General features: G+C 60.8%; 31 protein-coding genes. 30 read left to right on the top strand and 1 reads right to left on the bottom strand.

From position 1 onward, the window contains the following. Positions 1 to 92 precede the first annotated feature (92 nt). From AC0L7P_RS15645 to AC0L7P_RS15500, 30 genes are all read left to right on the top strand, one after another. Positions 93 to 491 carry a hypothetical protein gene (locus tag AC0L7P_RS15645; RefSeq protein WP_473433569.1) on the top strand — a complete coding sequence of 133 codons (399 nt, stop codon included), beginning with the start codon at positions 93 to 95 and terminating at the stop codon, positions 489 to 491. Next, positions 491 to 862, top strand: a complete 372-nt coding sequence (locus AC0L7P_RS15640; protein WP_473433568.1) for a DUF6378 domain-containing protein — start codon at positions 491 to 493, stop codon at positions 860 to 862. The genes AC0L7P_RS15645 and AC0L7P_RS15640 overlap by 1 nt, the downstream gene beginning before the upstream one ends. Then, positions 859 to 1494, top strand: coding sequence for a hypothetical protein (locus AC0L7P_RS15635; protein WP_473433567.1), 636 nt, complete (start codon positions 859 to 861; stop codon positions 1492 to 1494). Before AC0L7P_RS15640 ends, AC0L7P_RS15635 begins: the two co-directional genes overlap by 4 nt. 210 nt (positions 1495 to 1704) lie before the next feature. Beyond that, positions 1705 to 2307, top strand: a complete 603-nt coding sequence (locus AC0L7P_RS15630) for a hypothetical protein (protein WP_473433566.1) — start codon at positions 1705 to 1707, stop codon at positions 2305 to 2307. Then, on the top strand, positions 2304 to 2921 hold the full coding sequence (locus tag AC0L7P_RS15625) for a transcription termination/antitermination NusG family protein (RefSeq protein ID WP_473433565.1): 618 nt from the start codon (positions 2304 to 2306) through the stop codon (positions 2919 to 2921). Before AC0L7P_RS15630 ends, AC0L7P_RS15625 begins: the two co-directional genes overlap by 4 nt. A 224-nt stretch (positions 2922 to 3145) precedes the next feature. Continuing rightward, positions 3146 to 3499 carry an HNH endonuclease gene (locus AC0L7P_RS15620; RefSeq protein WP_473433564.1) on the top strand — a complete coding sequence of 118 codons (354 nt, stop codon included), beginning with the start codon at positions 3146 to 3148 and terminating at the stop codon, positions 3497 to 3499. 87 nt (positions 3500 to 3586) lie between these two features. After that, positions 3587 to 4081: a resolvase gene (locus tag AC0L7P_RS15615; protein ID WP_473433563.1), complete on the top strand. Its 495-nt coding sequence runs from the start codon at positions 3587 to 3589 to the stop codon at positions 4079 to 4081. A gap of 7 nt (positions 4082 to 4088) precedes the next feature. Further along, positions 4089 to 5789 (top strand): terminase large subunit, encoded by a 1701-nt coding sequence (locus AC0L7P_RS15610; RefSeq protein ID WP_473433562.1) that lies wholly within the window; start codon positions 4089 to 4091, stop codon positions 5787 to 5789. After that, positions 5789 to 7099, top strand: coding sequence for a phage portal protein (locus tag AC0L7P_RS15605; RefSeq protein WP_473433561.1), 1311 nt, complete (start codon positions 5789 to 5791; stop codon positions 7097 to 7099). The genes AC0L7P_RS15610 and AC0L7P_RS15605 overlap by 1 nt, the downstream gene beginning before the upstream one ends. Beyond that, the gene (locus AC0L7P_RS15600) at positions 7089 to 8009 is read left to right on the top strand and encodes a S49 family peptidase (protein ID WP_473433560.1); all 921 of its coding nucleotides are present in this window, start codon (positions 7089 to 7091) and stop codon (positions 8007 to 8009) included. Before AC0L7P_RS15605 ends, AC0L7P_RS15600 begins: the two co-directional genes overlap by 11 nt. A 94-nt stretch (positions 8010 to 8103) precedes the next feature. Next, positions 8104 to 9381 (top strand): phage major capsid protein, encoded by a 1278-nt coding sequence (locus AC0L7P_RS15595; protein WP_473433559.1) that lies wholly within the window; start codon positions 8104 to 8106, stop codon positions 9379 to 9381. Between the two features lie 95 nt (positions 9382 to 9476). Next, positions 9477 to 9938 carry a hypothetical protein gene (locus AC0L7P_RS15590; RefSeq protein ID WP_473433558.1) on the top strand — a complete coding sequence of 154 codons (462 nt, stop codon included), beginning with the start codon at positions 9477 to 9479 and terminating at the stop codon, positions 9936 to 9938. A 59-nt stretch (positions 9939 to 9997) separates the two neighbouring features. Beyond that, positions 9998 to 10351, top strand: coding sequence for a hypothetical protein (locus tag AC0L7P_RS15585; protein ID WP_473433557.1), 354 nt, complete (start codon positions 9998 to 10000; stop codon positions 10349 to 10351). After that, complete coding sequence (locus AC0L7P_RS15580) at positions 10348 to 10914, top strand: head-tail connector protein (RefSeq protein ID WP_473433556.1); 567 nt, start codon at positions 10348 to 10350, stop codon at positions 10912 to 10914. The genes AC0L7P_RS15585 and AC0L7P_RS15580 overlap by 4 nt, the downstream gene beginning before the upstream one ends. A 16-nt stretch (positions 10915 to 10930) precedes the next feature. Then, on the top strand, positions 10931 to 11272 hold the full coding sequence (locus AC0L7P_RS15575; RefSeq protein ID WP_473433555.1) for a head-tail adaptor protein: 342 nt from the start codon (positions 10931 to 10933) through the stop codon (positions 11270 to 11272). An 8-nt stretch (positions 11273 to 11280) separates the two neighbouring features. Continuing rightward, positions 11281 to 11745 (top strand): HK97-gp10 family putative phage morphogenesis protein, encoded by a 465-nt coding sequence (locus AC0L7P_RS15570; RefSeq protein ID WP_473433554.1) that lies wholly within the window; start codon positions 11281 to 11283, stop codon positions 11743 to 11745. Positions 11746 to 12108: 363 nt separating this feature from the next. Further along, positions 12109 to 12387 (top strand): hypothetical protein, encoded by a 279-nt coding sequence (locus AC0L7P_RS15565; RefSeq protein ID WP_473433553.1) that lies wholly within the window; start codon positions 12109 to 12111, stop codon positions 12385 to 12387. A 44-nt stretch (positions 12388 to 12431) separates the two neighbouring features. Next, a complete protein-coding gene (locus tag AC0L7P_RS15560) occupies positions 12432 to 12872 on the top strand; it encodes a phage tail protein (protein ID WP_473433552.1) in 441 nt (146 codons plus the stop codon). Further along, a complete protein-coding gene (locus tag AC0L7P_RS15555; RefSeq protein WP_473433551.1) occupies positions 12869 to 13303 on the top strand; it encodes a hypothetical protein in 435 nt (144 codons plus the stop codon). The genes AC0L7P_RS15560 and AC0L7P_RS15555 overlap by 4 nt, the downstream gene beginning before the upstream one ends. Continuing rightward, positions 13269 to 13562 (top strand): hypothetical protein, encoded by a 294-nt coding sequence (locus AC0L7P_RS15550; RefSeq protein ID WP_473433550.1) that lies wholly within the window; start codon positions 13269 to 13271, stop codon positions 13560 to 13562. The genes AC0L7P_RS15555 and AC0L7P_RS15550 overlap by 35 nt, the downstream gene beginning before the upstream one ends. A gap of 1 nt (position 13563) precedes the next feature. Continuing rightward, a complete protein-coding gene (locus tag AC0L7P_RS15545) occupies positions 13564 to 19371 on the top strand; it encodes a phage tail tape measure protein (protein WP_473433549.1) in 5808 nt (1935 codons plus the stop codon). After that, positions 19368 to 20270, top strand: coding sequence for a hypothetical protein (locus tag AC0L7P_RS15540; RefSeq protein WP_473433548.1), 903 nt, complete (start codon positions 19368 to 19370; stop codon positions 20268 to 20270). Before AC0L7P_RS15545 ends, AC0L7P_RS15540 begins: the two co-directional genes overlap by 4 nt. Then, complete coding sequence (locus AC0L7P_RS15535; RefSeq protein ID WP_473433547.1) at positions 20270 to 21103, top strand: pyocin knob domain-containing protein; 834 nt, start codon at positions 20270 to 20272, stop codon at positions 21101 to 21103. Before AC0L7P_RS15540 ends, AC0L7P_RS15535 begins: the two co-directional genes overlap by 1 nt. Positions 21104 to 21114: 11 nt before the next feature. After that, positions 21115 to 21426, top strand: a complete 312-nt coding sequence (locus AC0L7P_RS15530; protein ID WP_473433546.1) for a hypothetical protein — start codon at positions 21115 to 21117, stop codon at positions 21424 to 21426. Next, on the top strand, positions 21423 to 21842 hold the full coding sequence (locus AC0L7P_RS15525) for a DUF4376 domain-containing protein (RefSeq protein ID WP_473433545.1): 420 nt from the start codon (positions 21423 to 21425) through the stop codon (positions 21840 to 21842). Before AC0L7P_RS15530 ends, AC0L7P_RS15525 begins: the two co-directional genes overlap by 4 nt. Next, on the top strand, positions 21839 to 22189 hold the full coding sequence (locus AC0L7P_RS15520) for a DUF1353 domain-containing protein (RefSeq protein ID WP_473433544.1): 351 nt from the start codon (positions 21839 to 21841) through the stop codon (positions 22187 to 22189). Before AC0L7P_RS15525 ends, AC0L7P_RS15520 begins: the two co-directional genes overlap by 4 nt. A 17-nt stretch (positions 22190 to 22206) precedes the next feature. Next, positions 22207 to 22836: a hypothetical protein gene (locus tag AC0L7P_RS15515; RefSeq protein ID WP_473433543.1), complete on the top strand. Its 630-nt coding sequence runs from the start codon at positions 22207 to 22209 to the stop codon at positions 22834 to 22836. A gap of 112 nt (positions 22837 to 22948) precedes the next feature. Continuing rightward, positions 22949 to 23212, top strand: coding sequence for an Acb2/Tad1 domain-containing protein (locus AC0L7P_RS15510; protein ID WP_473433542.1), 264 nt, complete (start codon positions 22949 to 22951; stop codon positions 23210 to 23212). A 69-nt stretch (positions 23213 to 23281) separates the two neighbouring features. Next, positions 23282 to 23995, top strand: a complete 714-nt coding sequence (locus tag AC0L7P_RS15505; RefSeq protein ID WP_473433541.1) for an NlpC/P60 family protein — start codon at positions 23282 to 23284, stop codon at positions 23993 to 23995. A 12-nt stretch (positions 23996 to 24007) separates the two neighbouring features. Then, positions 24008 to 24370 (top strand): hypothetical protein, encoded by a 363-nt coding sequence (locus AC0L7P_RS15500; RefSeq protein WP_473433540.1) that lies wholly within the window; start codon positions 24008 to 24010, stop codon positions 24368 to 24370. A gap of 611 nt (positions 24371 to 24981) precedes the next feature. Here the strand turns inward: AC0L7P_RS15500 and AC0L7P_RS15495 are convergent. Then, a complete protein-coding gene (locus tag AC0L7P_RS15495) occupies positions 24982 to 25785 on the bottom strand; it encodes an HNH endonuclease (RefSeq protein WP_473433539.1) in 804 nt (267 codons plus the stop codon). Positions 25786 to 25929: the final 144 nt, after the last annotated feature.

The raw sequence follows: 25929 nt of genomic DNA, 5'->3' as shown, positions 1-25929 counted from the left end.
TCGTGAAGCGCAAGCATCACTGCCCCACCTGCGTTTCCAAAGCAAAAGCGCATGCGCCGAGCGAAGGTGCAGTTCAGGATCAGGAGATTGAAATGGGGAAAGTGGTGCAGGTTCCGGCAGTGCGGGAGGTGAGTCGCGAACAGAAGCGCGAAATTACCCGGCTGATCCTTGAGGTGTATGACGAAAAGCGGGGGCGCTATAAGGGCGCCGATACCGACAAAACCGTGGCAGAGGTCATTGGTGACGGCTGTATGCCGGGTTGGGTTGCGGAAATCCGCGAGGATTTGTTCGGCGCGGGTGGCGGGAACGAGGAACTTGAGATCACCTTGGAAACGCTGAATGCGGCGATTGCTGACATGCAGAAGATGTTGGCCGAGCATGAGCGTCTGGCGGGCGAGTGCCGGGTGAAAATTCGTGCCGCGCAGGATCAGGCCAAGACGGTGCAGGCCATTCGCACCGCGTTTGGGCCGAAAGCGATGGCGGTGAAGTGATGAACCGTTCCGCCATACTCGACACTGCCAAGCAGGCGATCACCGTTGACCGTGCGGCCACCCATGGCGCGGCTGAGGACAGTTTTGCCGATGTTGCGGCCATCTGGAACTGGTATTTGGGGGCGCGGCTGAACGGCCCTCTGAGCGCGCTGGATGTGGCGCAACTGATGGTGGGGTTCAAGCTGGTCCGCGCCAAGGGCAACCCCGGCCACGCCGATAATTTCGTTGACCTGTGCGGCTATGGCGCGATTGCGGGGGAGCTGGGGCAGGCTGGTGTGGGGTGTGCTGACATTGCCACTGAACGCGACACCGGGCGCGCCGCCGATCTTGGTGATCGGCTGCGGGCGCTTGCACAGGGGGCAGACAGATGAGCGATCAGCCTGAAATCTGGCCAGTGAAGCTGGGTGAGACATTGGCCTCGCACGATTGGTTTCCGTTCTATGGTCACAAGTTCATTGGGTCGCGTTTCAAGCGTAAGGCGCTCATGGAGGGGCGGCGGGCCGATATCGGTACGGCGCTGCTTTTGTGGACCGGCGCCATATATGAGGATCCCGCCGGAACCCTGCCCACCTGTGACGTGGAGCTGGCGGAGATGGCCGGATACTCGACCGTGGGTGAATGGCGCGAGGTGCGCGCCGCTGTGCTGCATGGTTGGGTGCCAGTCCTGATTGCAGACGGCGACGGCGAAATCGTGAGTGAACGGTTGGGCCATCCAAGCCTGATCCTGAAGATCGTCAAGGAAATGTCCAAGCGCAAGAGGGGCAGGGCGGCTGGCCGCGAGGCGGGCCGTCTGGCGGTGCGCAAGGCTCGCATTCGCAAGAAGATGCTGGAAATCGGGATTCAGGAACACATCGTCGGCGATGATCGCGCAATTCATGAGGTGGCCGAATGGTTCGAGCGCACCGAGTTGCACATCACTGCCGACAATGTGCGATCCGGCATGGCCGACGCTATCGGATACACGGGCCGGATCGTCCCTTTCAAAGAGGGGAGCAAGAGCTGAAATCAAGTGAAATTGCTGAAATGATTTCAGCAGATTTCAGTAACATTTCAGCAGGATTACAGCGTCATTACAGGACGATTTCAGTGTTTTGGTGAAATTGCCCTACAGGACAAGACAGAACAGTACAGGACAAGACAGAACATCTTACTTCTCGAAATTCGGGCGGTTTGAAGGGCGGAAACCGGGCAGGCTGAGAAAAGGGGCAGGGCGATGAATGAGCAGGAACAGAAGGCGGGTGAGGCACGGGTGCGGGAACATCTGATTGAACCCTTGGAGCGCATGGGCCTGACGCGACCGGGCGCCATGAAGGCGTCGGCGTTCGAGGCGATGCAGCACGAGATTTGCAAGCGGCTGGCTTATATGATCGTGGATGGTCTGGGTGCGCTGGCCGAGGATATGGCGGGGCGGGGTGGTGGTAAGGAACGCGACCGGTTCCCGCTGGCCGTGCGGATCCTCGAACGGGCGCTGGATATCGAAAAACCGCCCGGTGATGATGCCGGGCCGTTGGTGCGCAAGGTCTTTGCCAGCGTGATCGGGCAGTCTGCGTTGACGGGTGGTTGGGCGCCAGAACTGATGAAGTGGGTCACCACGTATTGGAAGTGGCCCGGCGATTACGTGGTCAGCAAAATCGCCGAAGGGGCGCGCGGTGCCGTGCGCGAACATGAGCGTCTGGTTGCCATGGAAAAGGCGGGCCGTGATCTGACGGCCATGGATCGTGCCGCACTTGAGCGCCGCCGCGCCGCCATTGCCCGATGCGAAAACGCCCGCGCCCTGGGCCGTGGTGAGCGTGCCTTGCCGGGGGTCAGCGCATGAGCCGAATGTCACCTTTCGCCATCGGTGATGTGATCGCCGCCAATGCGCCAGTCGCTGCCCTGTCGATGGGTGGCGCGCGGGAATGGTATGCGCTGTTGTGTCAGCCCCAACGCGAGGATGCCGCCGAACGCTGGCTTGAGCGGCGCGGCGTTTATGCCTTCCATCCCGTGCTGCGGCGCAAACAGCGGGTGCGCGGCCATCTGCGGGAATACACCCGGCGCTATCTGCCTGGCTATGTGTTCGCCCGGTTCGAGGGTGTTGTGCGTCCTCACGCGGTGCTGGCCTGTCCGTTCATCACGGGCGCGCTCTGTGCATCAGACGGATCGTGGGGCAGGTTGGATGATGGCGGGCTGCGGTCGCTGCATGCCATGCGCGCTGTGGATGAGGCAAAGGAATCGGCCCGCAGATCGGCGCGGGCGCGGCGGGCTGCCGCTGCGCGCCTGCGCCCCGGTGACCGGGCGCTGTTCCGGTCGGGGCCGTTGGCGGGGCAGCAATGCGAGGTGGTGAGCCTGACATCGGCGGATGGTGTTCGGGTGCGGTTGTCGCTTCTGGGTGGTGTGCCGCCCGCGCTGGCCGATGTGGCCGATCTGATTAAGTTGTCAAGCGATACTTGACAGGTGCGGCGGGCCGCGCTTACGTTGCCCGCCAAGAGCCTCATGTCCGATGCCCCGCGCCCAAGGCGCCTGTGGCCCGGACGGCTGGGCGGTTGGCGTCGGTTCATAGGTCCGATGCACCACGCCTGTATTGTGTCCCGAGACATCCCGCGCCCCTTGTTTGGCGCGTTCATATGGCCAGCTGCAACGATGCGGCTGGTCTTTTCCATTTCATGAGGTGTGCGATGGCCAAGTTGTCGAGGTTGCAACCGGCGATTGGTTCGTTGACGTCGCCGGTGGAGCGGCTGGTTACGCAACCGGATGTATCGCGCCGGGATCGTCACGCTTGGCGGGCATGGTATGGCACGGCGGCGTGGCAGCGGCTGCGCTGGTCGGTGTTGGTTGCGGATCGCTTCACCTGCGCGATGTGCGGGCGGATTGAGGGCGACACATCGCAACTCGTTGCTGACCACAAGATCCCGCATCGCGGTGATCGCGCCCTGTTCTGGGATCGCAGCAACCTTCAGTGTCTGTGCAAGCCTTGTCACGACGGCGACAAGCAGCGCCAAGAGACAAACGCGCACGGTTTCGGGGTCTGACCGGGTAGGGGGGTAATCCCCACCCCCTGCATTCCCCCAGACCACCGTACCATCTCAGGCGTAGAATTTTTTGGGAGGAGCCGAATTTTGGAGAGCGTTGATCTGTTTGGCAATCCGGTTCCCAAAGGTAAAGGGGAGCGGGGGCGACCGTCTTTTGAAGTGACTGAAAAAGATCGCAATAAAGTCAAGATGTTACTGGGTTTGGGGTGGAGCAATACGCGGGTTGCCAATGCCTTGGTGAACCCAAGCACCGGTCGGCCTGTCTCTTTGGCCACCCTCAAGCGGTATTTTAGAGCCGAGCTGAAGGACCGCGACAGGATGCGGGATCGGCTGGATGCGCGGCGCCTGGAGTTGGCTATGGAGATGGCAACCGCCGGGAATGTCGCGGCGCTGAAAGAACTGGGGCGCATGATCGACAAATCAGATTTGATGAACGTACGGGTGTCGATCGATGAGGCCCAGGCGGGCGAAGAAAAGCCGCAACGTCTTGGCAAGAAAGAGATGGCGCAGCGCGCGGCAGAGGAAACCGGCGAGTCTGGCGATTGGGGCAGTGATTTGAAGTTCGATGGCCGTGCCAACTGATGCTCTGATGCTTGGGGGCGCTGCCCCCGGTTGGGAAACGGCACTGCCCGATTGGGAGCAGCGGATCAAGGATCGCCTGTCCCTGATCCCGAAATTGCCGCTGTTCGATGCGGTTGCGGAAAAGGCCCTGCGCATTTTCAAGCGGCTGCGGGTGCCGGACATCATGGGCACGCCGACCTATGGCGAGGCCTGCGAGGATTGGGTGTTCGACCTGGTTCGGGTGGTCTTTGGAAGTTACGATCCGGTCACCAAGCGCCGGATGATCCGCGAGTTCTTTCTTTTGGTGCCAAAGAAGAATGGCAAATCGTCAATCGCGGCGGCGATCATGGTAACAGCGATCATCATGAACGAACGGCCCGAGGCAGAGCTGCTGCTGATCGCGCCAACCAAAACCATCGCGTCCATCGCGTTCAAACAGGCCAAGGGCATCATCCGTCACGATGCCGAACTGTCAAAGCTGTTTCATCTTCAGGATCACCTGAAGAAGATCACGCACCGGGTTTCGCTGGCCGAGATCGTGATCAAGGCGGCGGATACTGATGCGATCACCGGGGGCAAGGCGACGTTCACGCTGATCGATGAGACACATGAATTCGCGACCAAGTCGAAGGCTGCTGATGTCTTTACCGAGGTGCGCGGCGCATTGGCCGCACGCCCGGACGGGTTTCTGATGCAGATCACAACCCAGAGCAAATCGCCGCCCGCCGGGGTGTTCAAGGCCGAGTTGGAAAAGGCCCGGGCGGTTCGGGATGGCAAGATGTCATTGCCGGTGCTGGCGGTGCTTTATGAACTGCCGTTGAAGATGGCAAAGGACGGCGGCTGGATGAATCCGGCGACCTGGCCGATGGTCAACCCGAATTTTGGGGTGTCGGTTGATCCGGCCTATCTGGCGGATGAACTGACGGCCAAGAAAAAAGACGGGGCCGCTGCGCTGGCATTGCTGGCCAGCCAGCATTTCAATGTCGAAATCGGCGCGGCCCTGATGGGCAAGTGGATCGGATCACAGCATTGGACCAAGGCCGGTGATCCTGGGCTGACCCTCGACACTTTGATCGAGCGATCAGAGGTGGCCGTGATGGGGGTCGATGGCGGGGGGCTTGATGATCTGTTGGGTGTTGCGGTGGTGGGTCGGGATCGGCGCACCAAGGAATGGCTGCACTGGGGCCGCGCCTGGGCGCATCCCGAAGTGATGGAGCAGCGCAAGGAAATCGCCCCGCGCCTGCTGGATTTCGCCAATGACGGGGATCTGATCTTGCTGGAGCCTGACGATCCGCGCGGCGATGTGATCGGGGTCGCGGATGTGGCCGAGAAACTGTTTCTGGCCAATCTGCTGCCCGCAACAGGGGCTGTTGGCCTCGATCCGTTCGGGATCAGTGCCATCGTTGATGAGATGGCCCTGCGCGGAATCGCGACGGACCGGATGAAGGCCATCGGGCAGGGCGCCCAGTTGTCGCCTGCGATCTGGGGATTGGAGCGGAAATTGAAAGACGGGACGTTCCGCCATGGGGCGCGGGCGATGATGGATTGGGTTCTTGGAAATGCAAAAAGTGAACAAAGGGGGAGCGCAGTGATCATCACCAAAGCGGCATCCGGCAAGGCCAAGATCGATCCGCTGATTGCCGCGCTCAATGCCTTCATGCTCATGCGCCTGAACCCGGTCGCGGCTGTGGCCAGCCTTTCCATTCCCGCTGATTACGAGGTGGCGTGATGGGGCTGTTTTCGATGTTCGGCGGCGGGGTGCGGGGCGAGGCTGACCCGGCGGCGCGGAGCCGCGATCCGGCTGATGATTTCTGGTATGGTATCGCCGGGCGCCCCACGGCGGCGGGCATCACGGTGACCGTGGAACGGGCGCGCACGGTGCCGGTTGTTCGTGATTGTCTGGACGTGCTGAGCAAGACGGTGGCAGGGTTGGCGCTGGCGGTGTTCGAGCGTCAGGAGGATGATAGCCGGGTGCGACGTGGCAACCACCCGATTGCGCGTCTGCTGCGCAATCCGAACCCACGCGAAACATCCTTCGAGTTCTTTGCCAACATGCTTGACGATCTGGCGGCTGAGGGCGTGTTTCTGGCCGAACGTGTTGACCAGGGCGCTCCGCGAGAACGGTTGTGGCGGATTGCGCCTTGCCATTTCGAGGTTGAGGAACTGGCCGACCGGGGGCTGCGGTTCCGGGTGCGCGAACCGGGTAAGCCGGAGCGTGTTTTGCTGGATGATGAGGTTTGGTATATTCCGCTGCCGCCGGTGTGTGACACGCGGCGCGGGCGTTCGCCGATCCTGAGGGATGGAGTCGAGGCCATCGGGGCGGCGCTGGCGTTGCAGCGGTATGCCAACAGCTTCTTTGCCAACGATGCGACCCCGTCGATTCTGTTCAAGCACAAGGGAAATTTCGCAGACAAGGAATCGAAAGACAATTTCCTGCGGGCCTGGCAGCGGGCGATGACCGGACGCAACCGGCACAAACCAAATGTTCTTGAATACGGCATGGATGTCGAGCAGCTGGCCCATTCGAACGAACAGGCGCAGTTTTTGGAAACGCGCAAAGAGCTGTGGCTGGATATTTCGCGGCTTTGGCGGATTCCGCCCCACAAGGTGGGCATCCTCGACAAGGCGACGTTTTCAAACATCGAAGAACAATCACTGGATTTCGTGATCGGCACCTTGGGCCCGTGGCTGGAAATGATCGAGGGCAGCGTCAACAAGCATCTGCTGGATGCTGATGACCGGTTCTATTTCGAATTCAACGTGGACAGCCTGTTGCGCGGTGACATCGAAAGCCGGTTTCAGGCCTATGCGTTGGGCCGCAACTGGGGCTGGCTTTCGGTCAACGAAATCCGGCGTCGGGAAAATCTGAACGGGATCGGGCCTGCGGGCGACCGGTTCATGGAGCCGCTGAACATGGCGCCGGTCGGCAATGTGGGGCGGGATCGAAAGGAGGCCAGCGATACCATCGCGTTCCTTCGCCAAAGCGTTGCGCGAAACGGCGGGCGCCCGAATCTGAAAGTGATAAAAAATGTCGCATGAAATTGAGCGCGTGTTGCGCATGGCTGGGCAGGGTACATGGTTTATCCATCCGGCCAAGGCCGAACAGATCGTCGCGGCGCTGGCGCTGCGCGCCCAGGCCGGTCCGCGCGCAGATCCGGTATATCCAGATGCCAAACCGGTTGCGCTGAGCGGTGAGGCGCGCGGGGAACGGGGGCAGGTGCGGGTGCTGCGGTTGCATGGGTCGATCCTGCCGCGCGCCAATATGATGACCGACTTTTCCGGCGGTGTGGCGATGGAACGGTTTCAGGCGGCGTTTCGCGCCGCAGCGGATGATCAGGCCTGTTCGGCCATCGTGATCGACATCGACAGCCCCGGCGGGCAGGTCGGCCTTGTCCCTGAAACGGCGGCAATCATCCGTGCGGCCAAACGGGCGGACCGCCCGATCATTGCCGTGGCCAATACCTTGGCGGCCAGTGCCGCCTATTGGATCGCCAGCGCCTGTGATGAGATTGTGGTCACGCCCTCGGGCGAAGTCGGGTCCATCGGGGTTTACTGTATCCACCAGGAGATCAGTGAAAAGCTGGCCATGGAAGGCATCGCCATGACGATGATTTCCAGCGGCCCGCGTAAGACCGAAGGCAATCCTTTTGAGCCGCTGGATGAGGTGGCCCGCGCCGCCATCGCGGCAGACGGTGCAGCCTTTTATGACATGTTCACCAAGGATGTGGCCAAGGCGCGCGGCGTTCCGGTTTCGATTGTGCGCGCGGATCCGGAAACTGCCGAACGGCATATGGGCGGCGGGCGGTGTTATGGCGCCCAGATGGCGGTGAAGCTGGGTATGGCCGACCGTGTGGCGACGCTGGACGAAACGCTGCAACGCTTGGTCAAGGGCGGGCGGTCCGGGTCGCGGCGCGCGTCGATTGAGCGGCGGCGTCTGTCCCTGATCTGAATTTCGAAAACCCGATTTGGGGATGCGATGTGGCGCGCGCCGGGCGTGTCGCAACCAAAAACGACACCCCGGCATTATCTGAAAAGGATGGAAAATGAACAAGCTGGCTGAGCTGAGAAAGGCGCTTGCGGCCCTGAAGGGCAAGGGCGTTGCGCTGTTGGATGCGGCGGATAATGAGAGTCGCGATCTGACCGCCGAGGAAGAGGCGCAATATTCCGAGATCGAATCTCAGATCGCGGAAAAACAGGCGGATATCCAGAAGGCAGAGGCCCAGGCCGAACGCCGCCGGACAATGGATGCGATTTCGCCCGCGCTGTCGACCACCGTGAATGACCCCAACCCGGCAACCACTGGCGGTTTCAAAGGGCTGTCCGAGTTTGCGGGTGCTGTGCGCGCCGCGTCGCGGATGGGCGGGCAGGTGGATGCACGCTTGTTCCAGGGTGCCACGCCCACCGGCACTCATATTGGCGGGGCCGCGTCGGGCGAAGGGTTCGAAGTGCCGGCTGATTATCGTGATTCCATCTATGAGGTGGTCAACCAGCTGGATGAGTTCGGCCCGCTGGTGGATGAAGAGCCAACCGACAAGCGCGAGGTGAAATCCCTGTCCGATGAATCCACGCCCTGGGGCGGTGGTGGTGTGCAGGCCAATTGGCGCGGCGAAGGTCAGAAAATGGACCCGAGCAAGATGCTCACGGATCAGCGGACAGTGCCGCTGCATGAACTTTATGCTTTCGTGCTGGCGACCGAGGAATTGCTGGAAGACGCGCCACGGTTGGAATCGCGTCTGACGCGCAAAGCCGGTGAAGCGATTTCGTGGAAGCGGAACAGTTCGATGGTCTACGGCTCTGGCGTCAATCAGCCTTTGGGCTGGATGGCCGGTGGGGCGCTGGTCAGCGTGGCGAAAGAGGGCAGTCAGGCGGCGGACACGATCCTTGCTGAAAACGTGATGAACATGTTTTCGCGGCTGTTGCGGGTGCCGGGCGACAAACCGTTCTGGATGGCCAATTCCGACACCCTGCCGCAGCTGATGACCATGAAGGTGGGTGACACGCCGATCTGGATGCCGCCCAACGGTCTGGTTGATGCGCCGGGCGGTATGTTGCTGGGTCTGCCGATCAAGCTGAGCGAACACGCCAAGAGCCTTGGCGACAAGGGCGATATCCAGCTGATCTCGCCCAAGGGCTATTATGCCCTGCGGCGCCAGAACGGGCCGAAATATGCCCGGTCGATGCACCTCTATTTCGATCACAACATCGAGGCGTTCCGCTGGACGTTCCGGTTTGGCGGTCAGCCGCATTTGTCGGCACCGGTTGCACCGGCCCACGGCGCGAACACGAAATCGCATTTCGTCGCGCTGGCCGAACGCGCCTGAGTATGATTGCGCCGCCCTGACAGGGTGCGGCGCAATCCCCAAGCCGCCATGCATTGGGCGTGGTTGGCCAGACAATCCAGAATTTGGAGAGAGACATGAGCAACAAAACTGTCGCCATGGCGGCCACCATCGGTGTGCTGGCCTCGATTGATCCCGACGCCTATGCCGCCGGGACGGTTGCCACCGGGTGGGTGTCCTGCGCGGACTGGCTGAATTTCATGGCCGTTGTTTCGGCGGGCGATCTTGGGGCCTCGGCCACACTCGACGCCAAGATCGAGCAGGCCCAGGACGGTTCCGGCACTGGCGCGAAGGATCTGACCGGCGCCGCAATCACCCAACTGACCCAGGCGGGCAGTGACAGCAACACGCAGGCCGTGATTTCGTTCTCAACCGGTGATTTGGACATGGCCAATGCGTTTGGCTTTGTCCGCGTTTCCCTGACCGTTGCCACGGCCACCAGCGATGCCGCTGCGGTGCTGTTGGGCAGTGATTGCCGCTATGGCCCAGCAAGTGATCACGATGCGGCCAGTGTGGCCGAGATCGTCACCGTCGCGTGATGCATGGCGCGCCGTCTCGTGGCGGCGCGTCAATCATTCTTTGAAACAGGAGACGGGATATGGCCAAGGCAAAACAAGACGATGTCGCTGACAAAAGTGTCGTGGACGGGGTGATCGCAGAGGCTCAGGCGGGTGATGCGCCTGACGCTGACGCCGATGCTGCTGCGGGTGTGGATCAGGCGGGTGATGTGCCTGGTGCTGATGCGGAAGGCGCGGGAACGGCGGTGCGATTTGTCGCCGGTCCCGGTGAAGTGCTGATGCGGTTCGTCAAGGATTACACCGTGGATGATGAGCGGCGCGGCACCGCCCGTGAAGAGCGCTATCGGGAAGGGCAGGAGGTGGTTCTGTCGGTGGCATCGGCCAAGCATTTTGAATCGCGCGGTGTTGCCGTCGAAATTCAGGGCGCGCAGTGACGATCACGGTGATCACCCCACCGGCCAGCGAGCCGGTGACGGTTGCGCGGGCGCGGGCGCATTGCCGCATGGATGCGGCTGACGACGACGATTTGTTCGCGATCTACATCGCGGCGGCGCGGGCGAAGGCGGAATCCTTCACCCGCCGCCGGTTGGTGACCCAGGCGTTGGAGTTGCGCCTGTCTGGTTTGGGTGGGTCTATCGAGTTGCCATGTGGGCCGGTTCAATCGGTTTCTCAGATTTCATATCTCGATGGGGCGGGTGTCGAGAAAATCCTTGATCCGGCGCTTTACCGCCTGGTGCGTGGATCTTCGCCCGTGCGCATTGTGCCGGTGAATTCTGCGGTCTGGCCGGTCACTCAGGCGGGGGCCGATACGGTGGGGGTTCGTTTCATCGCGGGATATGGGGATGTGTCTGATGTTCCAGCCGATTTCGTCGTCGCGATCCTGTTGATCGTCGGTCAGCTTTACGAAAACCGCGAGGATGTGGTGACCGGCGTTTCTGCCGTCGCCCTGCCCAATGGTGCTCGTGACATGCTGACCCCGCATATCCTTTGGATGTGATCGTGGGGCAAGTCTGATGCGTGCCGGAATGCTCGACCGCCGGGTGCAGTTTCTGCGCGCCTCTGTCCATGATGATGGGTTGGGTGTGGTTGAAGGGTGGACCGATACGGATGCCGATTATCACGGCGATCCGGTCTGGGCCTCAAAGGTGGATGTATCTGACAGAGAACGGTTTTTGGCCGCCGCAGTCAGCGCCCAGACAGGATCCCGGTTTGTGGTGCGGTCGTCCAGTTTCGCTCGGGGCATAACCCCGGCAGATCGGCTGATTTGCAATGGCGTGACCTATCAGATCGTCGGAATCAAGGAGTTGGGTCGCAATGACCGGCTTGAAATCACCGCCACAACGGAAACGGGTTAGGGGCGCGCATGTCTGTAAGTTTCAAATTCGAGGGTGCGCGCGAGCTGGAACGCCAGTTGGCGGAGCTGAAGCGCGGCACCGCCAAGGGGGTGTCGCGGCGGGCGATCAAAAAGGTTTTGCAGCCGGTGGCACATCGGGCCAGCGCATCGCCGTTTGAGGTGACGGTCACGTCAAAACTGGCGCCATCGCAGAGAGGCAGCGCACGAGGCGATCAGACCGCTTCGCAAACCACGCTTTATGTCGGGCCTTTCGACGATGACGGCAAAGGCGCGCCTCATGCGCATCTGATCGAATTTGGCACGGCGCCCCGGTTTCACAAGTCTGGCAAATATGTCGGATTCGTTCACGCCGATCCGTTCATGCGCCCGGCCTGGGATGCAGAGCAGCCGCAGATGCTGAAACGTCTGGGTGAAATCATGTGGTCGGAGATCAAAAAGACACTGGCCCGCAACGCCGCCAAGGCCGCGAAGTAGATCTGTACAGCTAACAATCACAATCTAGCCAATTATTACGCCTATGGGCGTCATTTTGCACAGGAGGAAACATTTGTGGGACCGAAAACGGGAAAAAATATCATGGATGCGGCAAAGCGTGAGGCCGCTTTTTCGGCAGTTGAATCGAGTTGGCCGGATATTGAGCGGGAAGCGGCAATGGTGGCTAGGATTCGACGCGTACATTATGAGGCTTGTCTGAAAGTTGGTTTTACAGCTGATCAAGCAACTCAACTGTGTCTCAAGCCTTCACTGGCCTAAATCGTGATGGAAGAGCATATCCGCACCCTTCTGTTGACGCTGGGCCATCCCGTGTCTTGGGGCACAATGGGCGTCGGTAATGCGATGCCGCGCATTGTTTTGAGCCGTGTCAGCGGGTCTGAGGATGTCACGCTGGATGGGGCCACCGGCACGATCCGGGGCCGCCTTCAGGTGGATTGTTTCGGCACCACATATCTTTCGGTTCGTGACCTGTCGATGCAGGTGCGCGGGCTGCTTTCGGGATACCGGGGAGGGCCGATCACATCGGCCATCCTGGGCGCCATCCGTGACCGCCCTGTGGCGGACGGTGGCGATGTCATTCAGCGCGTGTCGCTGGATTTTGCGGTGGTTTACCGCGTTTGATGCTGGCCATTCCGGCAGGCACTTAAAATCAATGGAGAGAGAAAATGGCGACTGATGCCGTTCCCGTCTTTGGCGGGTCTGTGAAATGGGGCACCGATGGCACGACGTATGTCGCCATCCCCGGAGTGAAAAATATCGTCGTGCCCGAGGTGGCGCGCGATTACAATGACCGCACCAGCCTCGACAGCACCGGTGGGTTCAAGGAATATGGGCCGGGACTGAAGGACGGCGGCGAAGTGTCGATCGAGTGTTTTTACACGCCGACGCTCTATGCCGATGCTTTGGCCAAGCAAAACAGCGATGTGCCGATCTATTTCGAGGTCACGCTGGAAACCGCAACCGGGCAAACCGGCGGCGATGTGTTCGAATATACCGGCTATGCCACCGTGTTTGTGCCGTCGGCTGATGTGGGCGCGGACATGATGCTGTCCATCAAGGTCCGCACCACCGGCGCGCCGACCTATACCGCAGGTGCGACCTCGTGAGCGGTGTCGGCGGGGTGACGTTTGACGCGGGTGGCGTGACGCATGTTCTGCGCATGACCACCCGCGCGCAACTGCGGCTGGAAGATAAGTTTGACCAGCCGGTGACCAAGCTGCTGTCCGGCCTCGGGGAGCATGTCAGCGCCGGGTTCATTGTCGATTTCTTTGCGACTTGCCTTGAGGATGGCGCCGGGGTTGATCGCGAAATTGCCATGGATGTGTTGGAGGAACGGGGCGGGCCGATGGCCTGCGCCGATCTTTTGGGCAAGGCGATTGAAGCGGCGTTTCCCAAGTCGAAAGGTAAAGACGCTGAGGCGGGTAACGATGCGCCTGTCGAAACGCCGGAGCCGGTGGGAAAAAGAAGAAGGCGCCCCGCAGCGCCTAGACCCGGACGCACTTTTGAGGGGCTGGGTCGCGTCTGCTCAGCCCTATGAATTGCTGTGGCGTGTCACGTTGCGGGAATATGACCTGATCCTGCGCGCGGCCGGATCGGCCCGAAAGGCCGAAATCGCCGCGCGCAGGACGTTACAGCAGGAACTGGCGCAGTTGATCGCATTCGCGTTCCACGATCCGGGCAAGATGCCTGATTTCACCAAACGGCAATCGGATGCCGCACCTGCGGATCCCGAGAGGGCGAACGACATGCTGCGCGCGCGGTTGATCGCCCTGCATTATCATCATCAAGGAAAATGACATGTCAGCTGTGATCGGTGCCCTTCGGGCTAATTTGTCGCTGGACAGTGCTGCCTTTGACAGGGGCGCAAAGCGTGCCCAGGCATCTATGGGCGATATGGAGCGGCGGTTTGCCCGGATCGGCGCCAACATGCAAAAGATCGGCAAGCGCATGTCGCTTGCCGTCACCTTGCCACTGGCGGGTATTGCCACGGCGGCTGTCAAATCCAGCCTGACCACGGTGGATGCGCAGGCCAAGATGGCGCAATCCATGGGCACCACGGTGAAATCGATTCAGGTTCTGGCGCGCGCCGGGGATTTGGCCGGTGTCAGCATGGGGCAGATCGAGGCAGCAACAAAAGCATTGCAACAGCGGTTGTCGCGCGCTGCTGCGGGCACGGGTCCGGCAGTGAAGGCGCTGGATCGCCTGGGCCTGTCGGCAAAGGATTTGGTGAAACTGCCGCTGGATGAGCAATTCGCGAAGATCAACAGTTCGATCAAGGAATTCATCCCCGAAGCGCAGCGGGCGGCAGTCGCGGGCGCGCTGTTCGGTGAGCGGGCCGCGACCGAAATGGCCCGGATCGACGGATCCACGCTGCGCACCGCCACTGACGATGTCACCCGTTTTGGCGTGGCGGTGTCCGAGGTGGATGCTGACCAGATTGAAAATACAAATGATGCGATTTCCCGACTTGGGCTGATTGGCAAGGGCGTTGGCAATCAGCTTGCGGTGGTGATGGCGCCCGCTTTGCAAGTCATTGCCGACCGGGTGGCAGATGCGGCCAAGTGGTTTAGCGGTTTGAGCGATTCAACCAAGCGGTTTCTGGGTATCGGGGCAACCATCGCGGCAACGATTGGCCCGGCGGCGCTGGCGTTCGGGTTCATCCTGAGTGCTGCCGCGCCGTTGGTCGGCGTTCTGGGGGCGTTGGTGTCACCACTTGTTTTGGTGGGCATCGCGGGCGCGGCGGCGGGGGCGTATCTGTATAACAACTGGGCCTCGATCAGTGAGAGGTTTCCGGGGATCACCGGGGCATTGGAAAGCGCCGCTGCGGTTGTCGGGCAGGCGTTCACCGGACTGTGGGAGGCGGTGAAATCGGCAGGTGGTTTTGCCTTTGAGCAGCTTGGCGTCATCGTCGGCGGTATCGATGCGCTGTTGCGTGGCGATTGGGCGGCGGCGCTGGACTACGGCAAGCAATATGTTGAGAATTGGAAAGACATTTTTGCGCCGGTCTGGGCGTCGATCTATGCCGAGGTTTCAACCTGGCCGGGTCGGCTTCTGACCTGGGGGAAGACTGCCATCGTTTCGTTGATGACGGGCCTATCCGGTGGGGAGGCGAAGGCCAGGGTCGCCATGGAGGGTGTCTGGACCGCTATCCATTCCGAGGTTGGATACTGGCCTCAGCGGATGCTTGAGGCTGGCAAGCTGGCAATGGATGGGTTGGCAGAGGGCATCAAGAATTATGGCGGCAATCCGGTCGCCGGTGTTGCCAGTGTGATCGACAAGATGGTGTCAGGTGTGCGTGAAAAACTGGACATCCATTCGCCATCTCGCGTCATGGCGAAGATTGGTGGTCAAACTGTCGACGGACTGACGGCCGGGATTAAAGAGCAAACCAGCGATCTTATCCGTCAGATCACCAGCACGGCGCAGGGCGCGATTGATACGGTCGATCAGACGTTTTCCCAGGGTATCGACAGCGCGGTTGATTACATGGTCGATGGGTTCCGCAATGGGCTGAGCGGGTTGGTGGATATTTTCACAAACACGCTCAAGCAGATGGCGGCTGCGGCGATCAAGAATAAGATTTTGATCAGTCTCGGCATGGGTGGCACATTGGCGGGCGGCGCGGCCTCTGCCGGGGGTATCGGCGGCGCTGTGCCCGGCGGCGGGGGTATCCTGTCCAGTGTGATCGGCGGTGTGGCCGGGCTTGGCTCGGCTTTCATCGGGGGCATGGGGCTGGCCGCTGGTGGGTTGCTGGGCGGGGGCATCGGCGGGATGTTCGGGGCCATAGGCGCACAGGTTGGCACGGCGCTTGCCACCGGCACCGGCACGGCCATTGCGGGCGCGATTGGTGCAATTGCGGCGCCGCTGCTGGCTGTCGCTGCGGTGTTCGCGTTCTTCAAGAAAAAGACCGAAGTTCTGGACACCGGCCTGCGCGTCACCGTGAACAACTTCGACGCCTTGATCGAGACATTCAAGGATCTGAAAATCACCCGGTTTCTGGGGCTGTCGACGAAGTACCGCACGGAATACGAAGAGGCGGCGGCGGAACTGGCCAATCCGCTGATGAAGGCGGTTTCGGGTATCCAGACCGGGATTATGGATGCTGCGGCCTCGTTGGGCGTCGGGCAATCGGCGTTTGCGAATTTCGCCTATCAGGTGGAATTGTCCACCAAGGGCATGACTGATGAACAGGCCCTGCAAGCCATCCAGGATGAGATGACCAATCTGGGCGATGCCTTTGCGGGATTGATCCCCGGCATTGCTGCGCTGGCCAAGGATGGTGAGGGGGCATCGGCCACGCTGAACCGGCTGGCCACGTCCCTGAGCGCGGTGCAGCGGATTACCGACACGTTGGGGCATACATTTGATCTGGCGGGCCTGTCGGGGGCGGCTGCGGCATCGCAACTGGCCGATGCCTTTGGCGGGCTGGATGCCATGAACAGCGCGACGACGGCATATTATTCGGCGTTTTATTCCGAGGCCGAACGGCTGGCCGTGACGACACGACAGACCAGTGCCGTGATGGATGCGCTGAACCTGACCATGCCGCGCACCCGCAACCAATATCGCGCGATGATCGAGGCGATGGACCTGACCACGGTGTCGGGGCGCAACAACTATGCCGCGCTGATCGGCCTGTCCGGGGCGTTTGACGCGATCCTGCCCGCCATCGGGTCATTCACGGCTGCGATCAACGACATGGCGGGCAATATCACCAGCGGCATTCAGGGGATGATTACCGATGCGACCGCCTCGCAACGGGCCAGTGAACAGGCGGCATCCCTGTGGTATCGCACGGCCACATCCCTGCGCCAATTCATCGCCGATCTGCGCGGGACATCCGGCGCGCTGGTGAGCGGCTTGCAGGCACGGGCGTTCAACGAGGCGCGGTTCCAGTCGATCCTCGCCCGTGCGGTATCGGGCGATAACGCGGCGGCGGGCGATCTGACCGGCGCGGCGCGGGCGTTGCTGGACAGCACTGCGGCGACGGCGCGCACCCGCGTGGAACAGGCCCGGGCAGAGGCGCGGGTGCTGGCCGATCTGGGGCTAGCGTCGGGCGTGGCCGATGTCGAGGGCGCGCGCCACGATGTGATTGCCGGTTTGCTGGGTGAGCAGGTCACACTGCTGGGCAATGTGAGCGAATACCTCAAGGGCGGCGGGGTGCTGGACCCGGCGCACATTGAGGCGCTGGACAGTCAGCTTGGGGCGCTGGAAGGCGCGATCAAATCGGCGGAAATGATCAATTATGCGTTTCTGAAAGAGCGGCTCAACGTCACGGTTGATCTGCTGGCCACGGCCAACCTGCCTGCCGATGTGCGCCGGTTGATCGCCAATGCGCAGGACGGGGTTTCCGGCACCATTGATTTCGTCGTGCGCTCCGATCTGACGCCGGATCAGAAGTGGTTGGCGCTGACCAGTTCATCCGAGCATATCAAGACCATCGATCTGACGCTGGGCAAAAAGCTGGACGCGAAAACAGCCTGGGTGGCGGTTCGCACGGCATCGGCGCTGGATAAAACGGTGAACCTGATCGCCGGTTCGCGCCTGCCTGCGGATCTGATGCAACTGGCGCTGGCCGGAAATTCGGAATTGTCGCGCACGGTCAATGCGGTGCTGGCCACCAACATGGGCGCAGCGGCAAAGCGGCTGGCCCTTGGCAATGTCGGGGCCTATGCCGTGGCCATTGAGGCGGCATTCAACCTGCCGAAAATCGGCAAGGCAGGCCAAAGGGTTCTGTTTGAGCAGGGCGGCGATTACGGCGTTGCCATCCGGGCCGGTTTCGATCTGCCCCGCGTTGGGGCGGCGGCGCAGCGGGTGATCTTTGAGCAGGCCGGCACCTATGCCGCGATGATCCGCGCCGGGTTTGACACCGCCAGGATCGGCGCAGCGGCCCAGCGGGTTCTGTTTGCCCAGCAAGGCAAGTTCATCACCAACATCACCGGCATTCTGGTGCGCGACATGCCTGCGGCCACGCGTAACCTGCTGCTGAATGCCAACACCGAAGGCGCGCGGGCGATCACCATCGCCACCGCCTTTGCCGATACCCTGAGCGTTGAGGCGCGCCAGGCGTTGCAGGCCAGCGGCGCCAACGTGTTGCGCACGATCACGGCGGCGGTGAACCCGGCGGGCCTGAGCGCCACGGGCCTGCTGTTCCTGCGCCAGCTGAGTGACGGTGTGGCCACAACGGTGGGGCGCACGATCAACGGCAAGGTAACGCTGGCCCGCCTGACCGCAAATGATCAGCGGCTGTTGTGGACCACCGGCGGCACCGTGGGCAAGAATATCGTCGGCACGGTGAAATTCCTGCGCGCGCTGACGTTTGATGAGCAGCGGTTGCTTGTGGCGACGGGCGGCTCCATCCGCAAGACGATGCGTGGCGGGGTGGCATTCGACGGTACTCTTGATGCCGCCCAGCGGGGAATTTTGCGGGCCACTGGCGGCACCATCGCCAAGACAATGAAGGCTGCGATAACCTTTGACGGCGCCCTGACCGGTGCGCAATCGCGCATGCTCTATGCCACCGGGGGCACGATCTCCAAGACAATGAAGGGTCTGTTCGGCCTGCCGGGGATCACCGGCGATCAGCTGCGCCTGCTGCGGGCCGAAAGCGGGCGGATCAGCCGGGTGATTGTCGGGTCGGTGTCGCTTGGTGGGCTGACCGGGGCGCAGGCGACGTTGTTGTCTGCGATCAACGGTGGCGCGGCGGGCAAGATCACATTGGGCGGGTCGTTCAGTTTCGATCCGTCGGGCAGCTTTTCCACCTGGTTCGGCAGCATCACGGCGGCAAACATTACCGCACCAATGGGGGCGCTGCGCACGGCGTTGGTTGATCTGGCCGATGCCATCCGGGCCGAGGCTGCGCGCACCATGCAGGCCGACGCCCTGAGCGCGCGGATATCAGCGGCAAACAGGGTGGCAGACACATTGTCACGGGATGCCAGCGGCAATGTCCTGACCACGATGGCGGGGCTGGCCGGGGTTGCGCGGGCTGCGGGGGTTTCGACAGATCAGGCGCCGGGTGCCGTTGCTGCGCAAGTCGCGGGTCTGTCGGCGACGGACAACATCAACGGGTTCCATATCGTCGGCAACGTGATCGATTATCTCTGGGGGCAGTTCAAATCCAAAAACGTTGCGGTTGATGGCGGCGATTACCTGCGCATCTACAGCGATCTGGCGGCGGCAACCAGCGGGTACAAAAATGATCCGGCGGGTCACTACCGCGACTATGGCCGCGCGGAAATTCTCAGCGGCGAACGGAAATTCATGCCGCAGGCCTTTGACTGGTCCAGCATCGGCCTCACGATTCCCGGCTTTGCATCGGGCGGCGATCACCTGGGCGGACTGCGCTGGGTCGGGGAAAACGGCCCCGAATTGGAGGCGACCGGGCCGTCACGGATCTACAGCGCGGCACAGACCAAAAGCATGCTGGGTGGCGGGAATCCCGACATGGCTCGCGAGATCAAGGCACTGAAAACCGAGTTGGCAGGGTTCAGAGATGAGCAGCGCCAGCTTGGGATGCAGATCGCGAACAATACCCGCAAGTCCGCCGACAGCCTGCGAAAATTCGACGTGGACGGGTTGCCACCGGAAAGGATCGACGCATGAATGTTTTACCCCCCATCGCCATGACCAACGCCATTCTTACCGCCTCAAACGTCACCGAGGATGATTTTGCGGTATGGGATGCCGGAACAACCTATGACCTTGCCGACAAGGTGATCGTGACCGGCGCCACCCACCGTGTCTATGAATCCGCCATCGCCAGCAACACCGGCAACGATCCGACGGATGATGATGGCACCAAATGGATAGAGATCGGCGCAACCAACCGCTGGCGGGCGTTCGATCTGCGGGTTGGTGATGTTGTGTCGCGCACGGGAACAATCACCTATACATTCGCGCCGGATCGGCTTGTGACCGGCTTGGCGTTCTTTGCCCTTAATGCCGGTTCGGTGCGCGTCAAGATCACGGAATCTGTCACGACGCTTTACGATGTGACGCGCCAGATCGTGGACAATACACCGGTTATTGACTGGTTTACGTATTTTCACGAGCCGGTCATCTTTGACACTGAGGCCCTTTTTGTCGGGCTGCCCGGCTATCCAGGCACATCGATAGCGGTGACAATCGATGCCGGGGCAGGGACCGCCGAGGTCGGCATCATTGCAATGGGTCAGGTCCAGGCCCTTGGGACCACGCTGATCGGCAGCGAAATCGGCATCACCGATTACAGCCGTAAAGAGCGGGACGCCTATGGGCGCGCGATCATCGTCCCCCGGTCGTTTTCGCGCGATGCAACATTTCAGTTTGCGATGGCGCCCAGCGATGCGCGGCGGGTGGACCGGGTGCTGTCGTCGGTGCGGGCCACGCCAACCGTCTATTTCGCGGGGTCGGATATTCCGCAATACGGGGCGACCGTCATCGGCTTTTACAGCGATTACACAATCCCGCTTACCACAGGGGGTGTCAGTTTTGTGACACTCGAAATCGAAGGACTGACCTAATGGCAACATATACCCCGGCCACACCGATCCGCGCCCTGGCTGATATCCCCAGCCGTGCCGATCCGGCGACGTTCGCGGCCAAGGCCGATGCGTTTTTTGCCGGTTTTCCGAATCTGAGGTCGGACGTGAATGACTTCATCGCAGTGCTGAACAGCGGTTTCATCACTGCGGAGCTTCAGGAGTCGACCTACGACTCCACGCCTGGCCGTGCTCTGCGCGTCGGAGGGTTTGGCGTTGGTGGTGATGCGGCGTCGTTGCCGACGCTATCACTGGACAGCATCGTGGCCAGTGGCCTGTACTCTGTGAACTCCACAACGACGGAAACGCCGGATGGTACCGGACCAACCGGATCGGTCGTTCTGGCGATGGTGTCGAATTCCGACACCCAGTTGCAGGAATTCTACCGCCGCAATGCGGCAGGCGGATACAGCGTCTATCGCCGCGAAAAACGCGGTGGTTCATGGCGGACATGGCGACGGATCGATGCTGAATACGGCACCAACGCCAACGGCAATTACGTCCGACTCTCTGACGGGACGCAGGTATGTTGGCATGCAATCCGGCTATCCACAATTTCCACCAATACCCTGCAAGGGACATGGACCTTTCCTGCGGCCTTTTCAGGCCGACCATCCATGCAAGTCGTGCCGATGGATTACCGCGATGGCGCTGCGTCTGGGTCGGGCAATTGGACGGCATCCATCCCGGCGACCATCTCGACGCGCTCCACAGGCAACACAAACGCAACTCTTTATTTTGGCAAGAATTCCGGTGACTGGGGCGGCAGTGACTCTGTGGATATCCACATCACGGCCACTGGCCGCTGGTTCTGAAGGAGAACGCCATGCATATCACATTATCCCCCATGCGCAGCGATAATCGTCTGACGCTCAGCCGCACGGGCGACACCCTGACCGTCAACGGCGAGGTGTTCGATTTCTCGGCGCTGCCCGATGGCGCAACCCTGCCAGCCGAGGCCATCGCCAGCGATTGGTTTTGCGGCCCGGTCAGTCGGATGAGCGGTGTATTGCACATCGTCCTGACCTTGCCCCATGGCGCCGACGCGCCCGAGGCAACCCGGTTCGCCGCGCCAATCACCCTCACCAGCGACGGCCCGGTCACCCTGCCGCCCTATGAAACCGAGGTCACAGAATGAGCAACATCGACTTTACCCAAGCGATCACCGCCGAGGACAAGGCCGAACAGGCCGCCGACACCCTCAAGGTGGCGCTGAACATCGAGAGGGATCGCCGCTTGCGCGCGGGGTTTGAGTTCGGCGGAGTCTGGTATGATTTCGACGCGGTGTCACAGGCGCGGATCACCGGCGCGGCCACGCTGGCCGGGTTTGCGCTGGGGCAGGGGGCGCAGGTCGGCGATTATTTCTGGGCCAACGCCACCGAAGGGTTTGCGTGGATTGCTGCCGACAACAGCGTGGTGCCCATGGATGCCCAGACCTGCTTTGCCTTTGGGCAGGCGGCTGCGGCGCACGAGTCGGCCCATGTCTTTGCCGCCTATGCCCTCAAGGCCAGTGGCATCCCGGCTGATTTCGCCGACGATACCCACTGGCCGTGAGCGGTTACACCGATGCCGCCGGGTGGTGCGCGCCACGCGGTGGGATGCTCTATGCCACCACCGGCCCGCTGATTTGGGACGTGGGGCGCAAGGGCAGCGGGCTGGCGGTCACCGTGCCGGTCGGTTGGGTGTTCGATGTGTCGGTGCCGTGGAGCCTGCGGTGGGCGTTTTCGCCGCACAACCCGCATTATCTCAAATCCGCCGCGCTGCATGACTGGTTGCTGGCCTGCGACTGGTCGCGGGTCACGGCGGCGGCGGAATTCCACGAGGCGTTGCGCGCCGATGGTGTCGGGCCGTGGTGCCGGCTGGCGATGTGGCTGGCCGTCAGCGTCTGGCGCTGGTCCTAGAATTTCGAGAGGTTCTTATGTCTGATGAACACAAGCCGCTGCGCCAGATGATCTGGGAGCGGTTTATCTCAAAGAGTGTCGACTGGATCGTGGTCGCGATGATCGGCGCCATCGTTATCCTGCTGTTCGAGCCGGTGAAAAAGCGGGCAATGGCAATCTGGAACACGCCGGAATCGCTTCATCAACTGGTGGATCGCGTTGAAAACGTGCTGGATCAGATGGCCGACGTGCGTGATGACATTGAATCCCTGCGCCGTCCAAGCAAGGTGTTCGAGGTATCATTGACCAACACCCGACCGCTGGACGGATATTGCGTTGAGCGCCAGCCGTGCGACATCCAGATCAAGCTGCGCCGTGTTGCACCCGGTATCCGTTGCCGGATCGTGCCGGGGTCCACGCAATGGGGCTTTGTCAATCCGCGCTCTGATCAGTTGGCCCCGGCACAGCGGCTCAACCCCGGCGTTGGCCGCAACATTGGCCTGATATGGACAACCATTGATATTCGGCTGGTGACGCCGGTTGGCCTCGATCCGACCGCCGATTTTGTCTTTGAGGCCGCATATACCAACTGCCCCGGCATGGTGCGCGGGGCCGAACCAATAACCTTCCGCTCGCCGCGCATCCCCTTCGAAATCCGCGCCCACTGATCCCCCCCACTATCGCAACCCACCAGCCCCGCCAGCGGGGTTTCCAGCATTGGGCCAAAGCCCTTTCGCCGCCCGAGCGTCAACGGGAACAGTCAGAAAAAAGGACACTGACATGCATGTGAAAATCCACACCGCCGCCATCCCGGATGGGGAGAGCGCAATCAACAATTCCGCCGCCGCGCTTGTGCGCATGAAGTTCAATCCCAGCGGTATCGATTCGGTTGAACGCATCAAGGCCATCGTCGCTGCGGCAATTTCGGAATGTGAAAACATCCGTGACGAAAAGGGGCCGGGGGCACGTGAGGCGGCTATCGCCATCACCGATTTTCAGAAGGCCAGCATGATGGCTGTCGCGGCGGCCACAGCACACCTGTGAGCCAAACGGGGCGGCTTCGGTCGCCCTGAATTTCCCCGCCAGCGGGGTCTTTTGACATGAGGTATCGACATGACATTCACTCAGGAATCCATCGCGACGTTGCAGGGCCGTCTGGCCGATCTGGGGTATTATCGCGGGCAGATTGATGGCGTGGCCGGGCCTGCCACCCGCAATGCCGTGTCGGCATTCAAAGCTGCCCATGGGTATCGGGCGCGGGATTTCCCCGGCCCTCTGACATTGGCGGCGCTGTGGGGGGCAGATGCCAGGCCCGCCCCGATCCCAGAGGCGCGGGGCCATGAACCGGCCTGGCTGGCCGAGGCCCGCGCGCTGCTGGGCACGCGGGAAGTTCCCGGCGCGGCCAGCAACCCGGAGATCATGGGTTGGGCGCGCAATCTCGACCAATGGTATCCGGGCGACGATGTGCCGTGGTGCGGGCTGTTCGTTGCGCACTGTATGGCGGCGGGTGCGCCAGATGAGCCGCAGCCGTTTAACCGCCTCGGGGCGCGCAACTGGTTGGAGTATGGGGCGCCTTGCGAGGCTGTCAGCGGCGCTGTGGCGGTGTTCTGGCGCACCCACAAGACGCGCAGCTGGAACGGCCATGTCGCTATTTTGACCGGCCAGAGCGACGACGCCCTGCGCGTGATCGGCGGCAATCAATCCGACAACGTGACCGAGACATGGATCGCCCGCGACCGCCTGCTGGGGTTTCGCGCCCCGGCCGGATTCACCGGCAATCCGGCACCCACCGCCCCCACGGGCACCCTTTCCACCAATGAAGCATAAGAGGTAACGACCATGGAATTCATCAACAGCCTGCTGACCAGCGAACAGGTGCAAACCGCAATCATCACGGTGATCGGCCTGGTGCTGACGTTCATTCTCAACCGGGGGCGCGGCGCATTCGCTGCCTATACCGGCATCCAGATCGAAAAGCGTCATCAGGAAAATCTGCACCAGGCGATCATGACCGGCGTGGAAAGCGCGATGAAATATGGTGCAGATGCCGGATTCGCCACCGTCCGGGCGCATGTCGTCGCGCACCTTAAAGAGAGCGTGCCGGATGCCCTCAAGGCCCTGACGCCGGGTGACGGTGTGCTGGACCGGTTGATCGAGCGCTATGCCCGTGAGGCGTTGGGGAGGCTGGGCGAGCCGAAGTGATGCAGGTCCAGCACACTGGCGCCTTACTTAAACTGTTCTGACTAGCTTTTCTCTTTGGCCGTCATGATGACAACACCTTTCGGTTGAATAGGCTATGTCCCGCGCATAGCGTGTATTCACAATAAAGCGGGGTTGATGATTCATGCCAAACGGCCGCGCAAGGTGCAGATGGTTGAAAAGCGTGTGGAGTCATGCGTTTGGTCGGGCTGTGAAGAGCGATAAGATTCGGATGCGGTGGCGGCTTTTGAGGCTTAGTTGAAATGATTCACGGTAAACCCAGAAATCAATTATACTATGGTTCCTATTTCAAAAGGAGCGAATCATGGGAATGGTGATGATCAAGTGCCCAAAAACGGGCCTGCCGGTAAATACCGGATTCGGGATGGATAAATTGTCGTTTTCGAACGCAAATTTAAGCCATAACTCAGCTAGTTGCCCACATTGCGGAAAATCGCATGTCTGGGATAAAAAGGATGCTTGGGTACAAGACTGATCCGACAATCCAACGAGACGAACATTTATTGCAATAGATGACTGTTCGAAGCCCTGTGTAAGCGCTTGACCCATGGTACAGTTTTTCGATCTACCAGCCCGCTCAGCGCACACACGTGTCAAGGGAAAGAAACGAGAGCCGCCCGTGGGTGCGCCATCGCATAGTTTGGCCAGAAAAGCTTTTGCTTGCCATCACCTACGGCAATCCCGCAAGCGCAGCGAATCAGAGTGGCACCCGTAATCCTCGCTCCGTTGACATTGGTGGAGGCGGGAGAGAAACGAAACTCCTCACCCGCTATGGAGAATTGCCCCCGAATCTCAGCCACGTCCTTTCTTAAATCGATCTGGAAATAGGTTTTTCCAAACTCCTTTTGGATTCTTAGGAAATCAGTGCGAAATTCGATGTCCCACTTGTTACCTGTATTGACGATCAAATCGTTCTTTTTAATCAATATATCTGGCCACATGTCTTCTCTTGGAATGTAGATATCCAGTAGAGCCTGACCATCTTCTATTGTGTATCGAATTATAGGAGTCTCAAAATATGAAAATATGATGGGCGTATCTAGGTAGGTGCAGGACCCGACCAAAAAGGAGGTGGTTTCAGCTTTAGTCCCAAGCTCACCCCGGATCCTTCCATTGCGCTTATTGACTGGATTTTTCTTAAGTTCGTAGCATCGGTCACGACGCATCTTGCCAAGGCTCTGATGACAAGTCGGACAAATTGCAATCATGTGCTCTGGGTCGTAATGCCCATGTTCTGCGAACTCAATTATATGGTGATATTGAAGAATTGGAGAGCCACACTTAGCGCAACCGAAGAACGCCTCTTGTCGCAATTGTCGCCTTATTTTCGGTGGTGTTTCGCGACCCAAAATATTTCCTACTGTCTGGCAATGAATCTTTTTTGTCGAGAAAAGCATGATGCTATTCGATAAAAATAGCAACAGGTTGCCCGAACGGGTGCGGTTGATGTCTTACTGTACAGTGCTGCAGTTCGGAATTGGTGCCGCGAACGACCAGGTCCCGCCGCTACTCTAGTCCGAAGTCGTAAATATCTACCGAAG

Source organism: Oceaniglobus sp. K40-3 (assembly GCF_055808395.1).
Note: the sequence above shows the minus strand (reverse complement) of the source record. Positions and strands in the feature narration are given on the sequence as shown.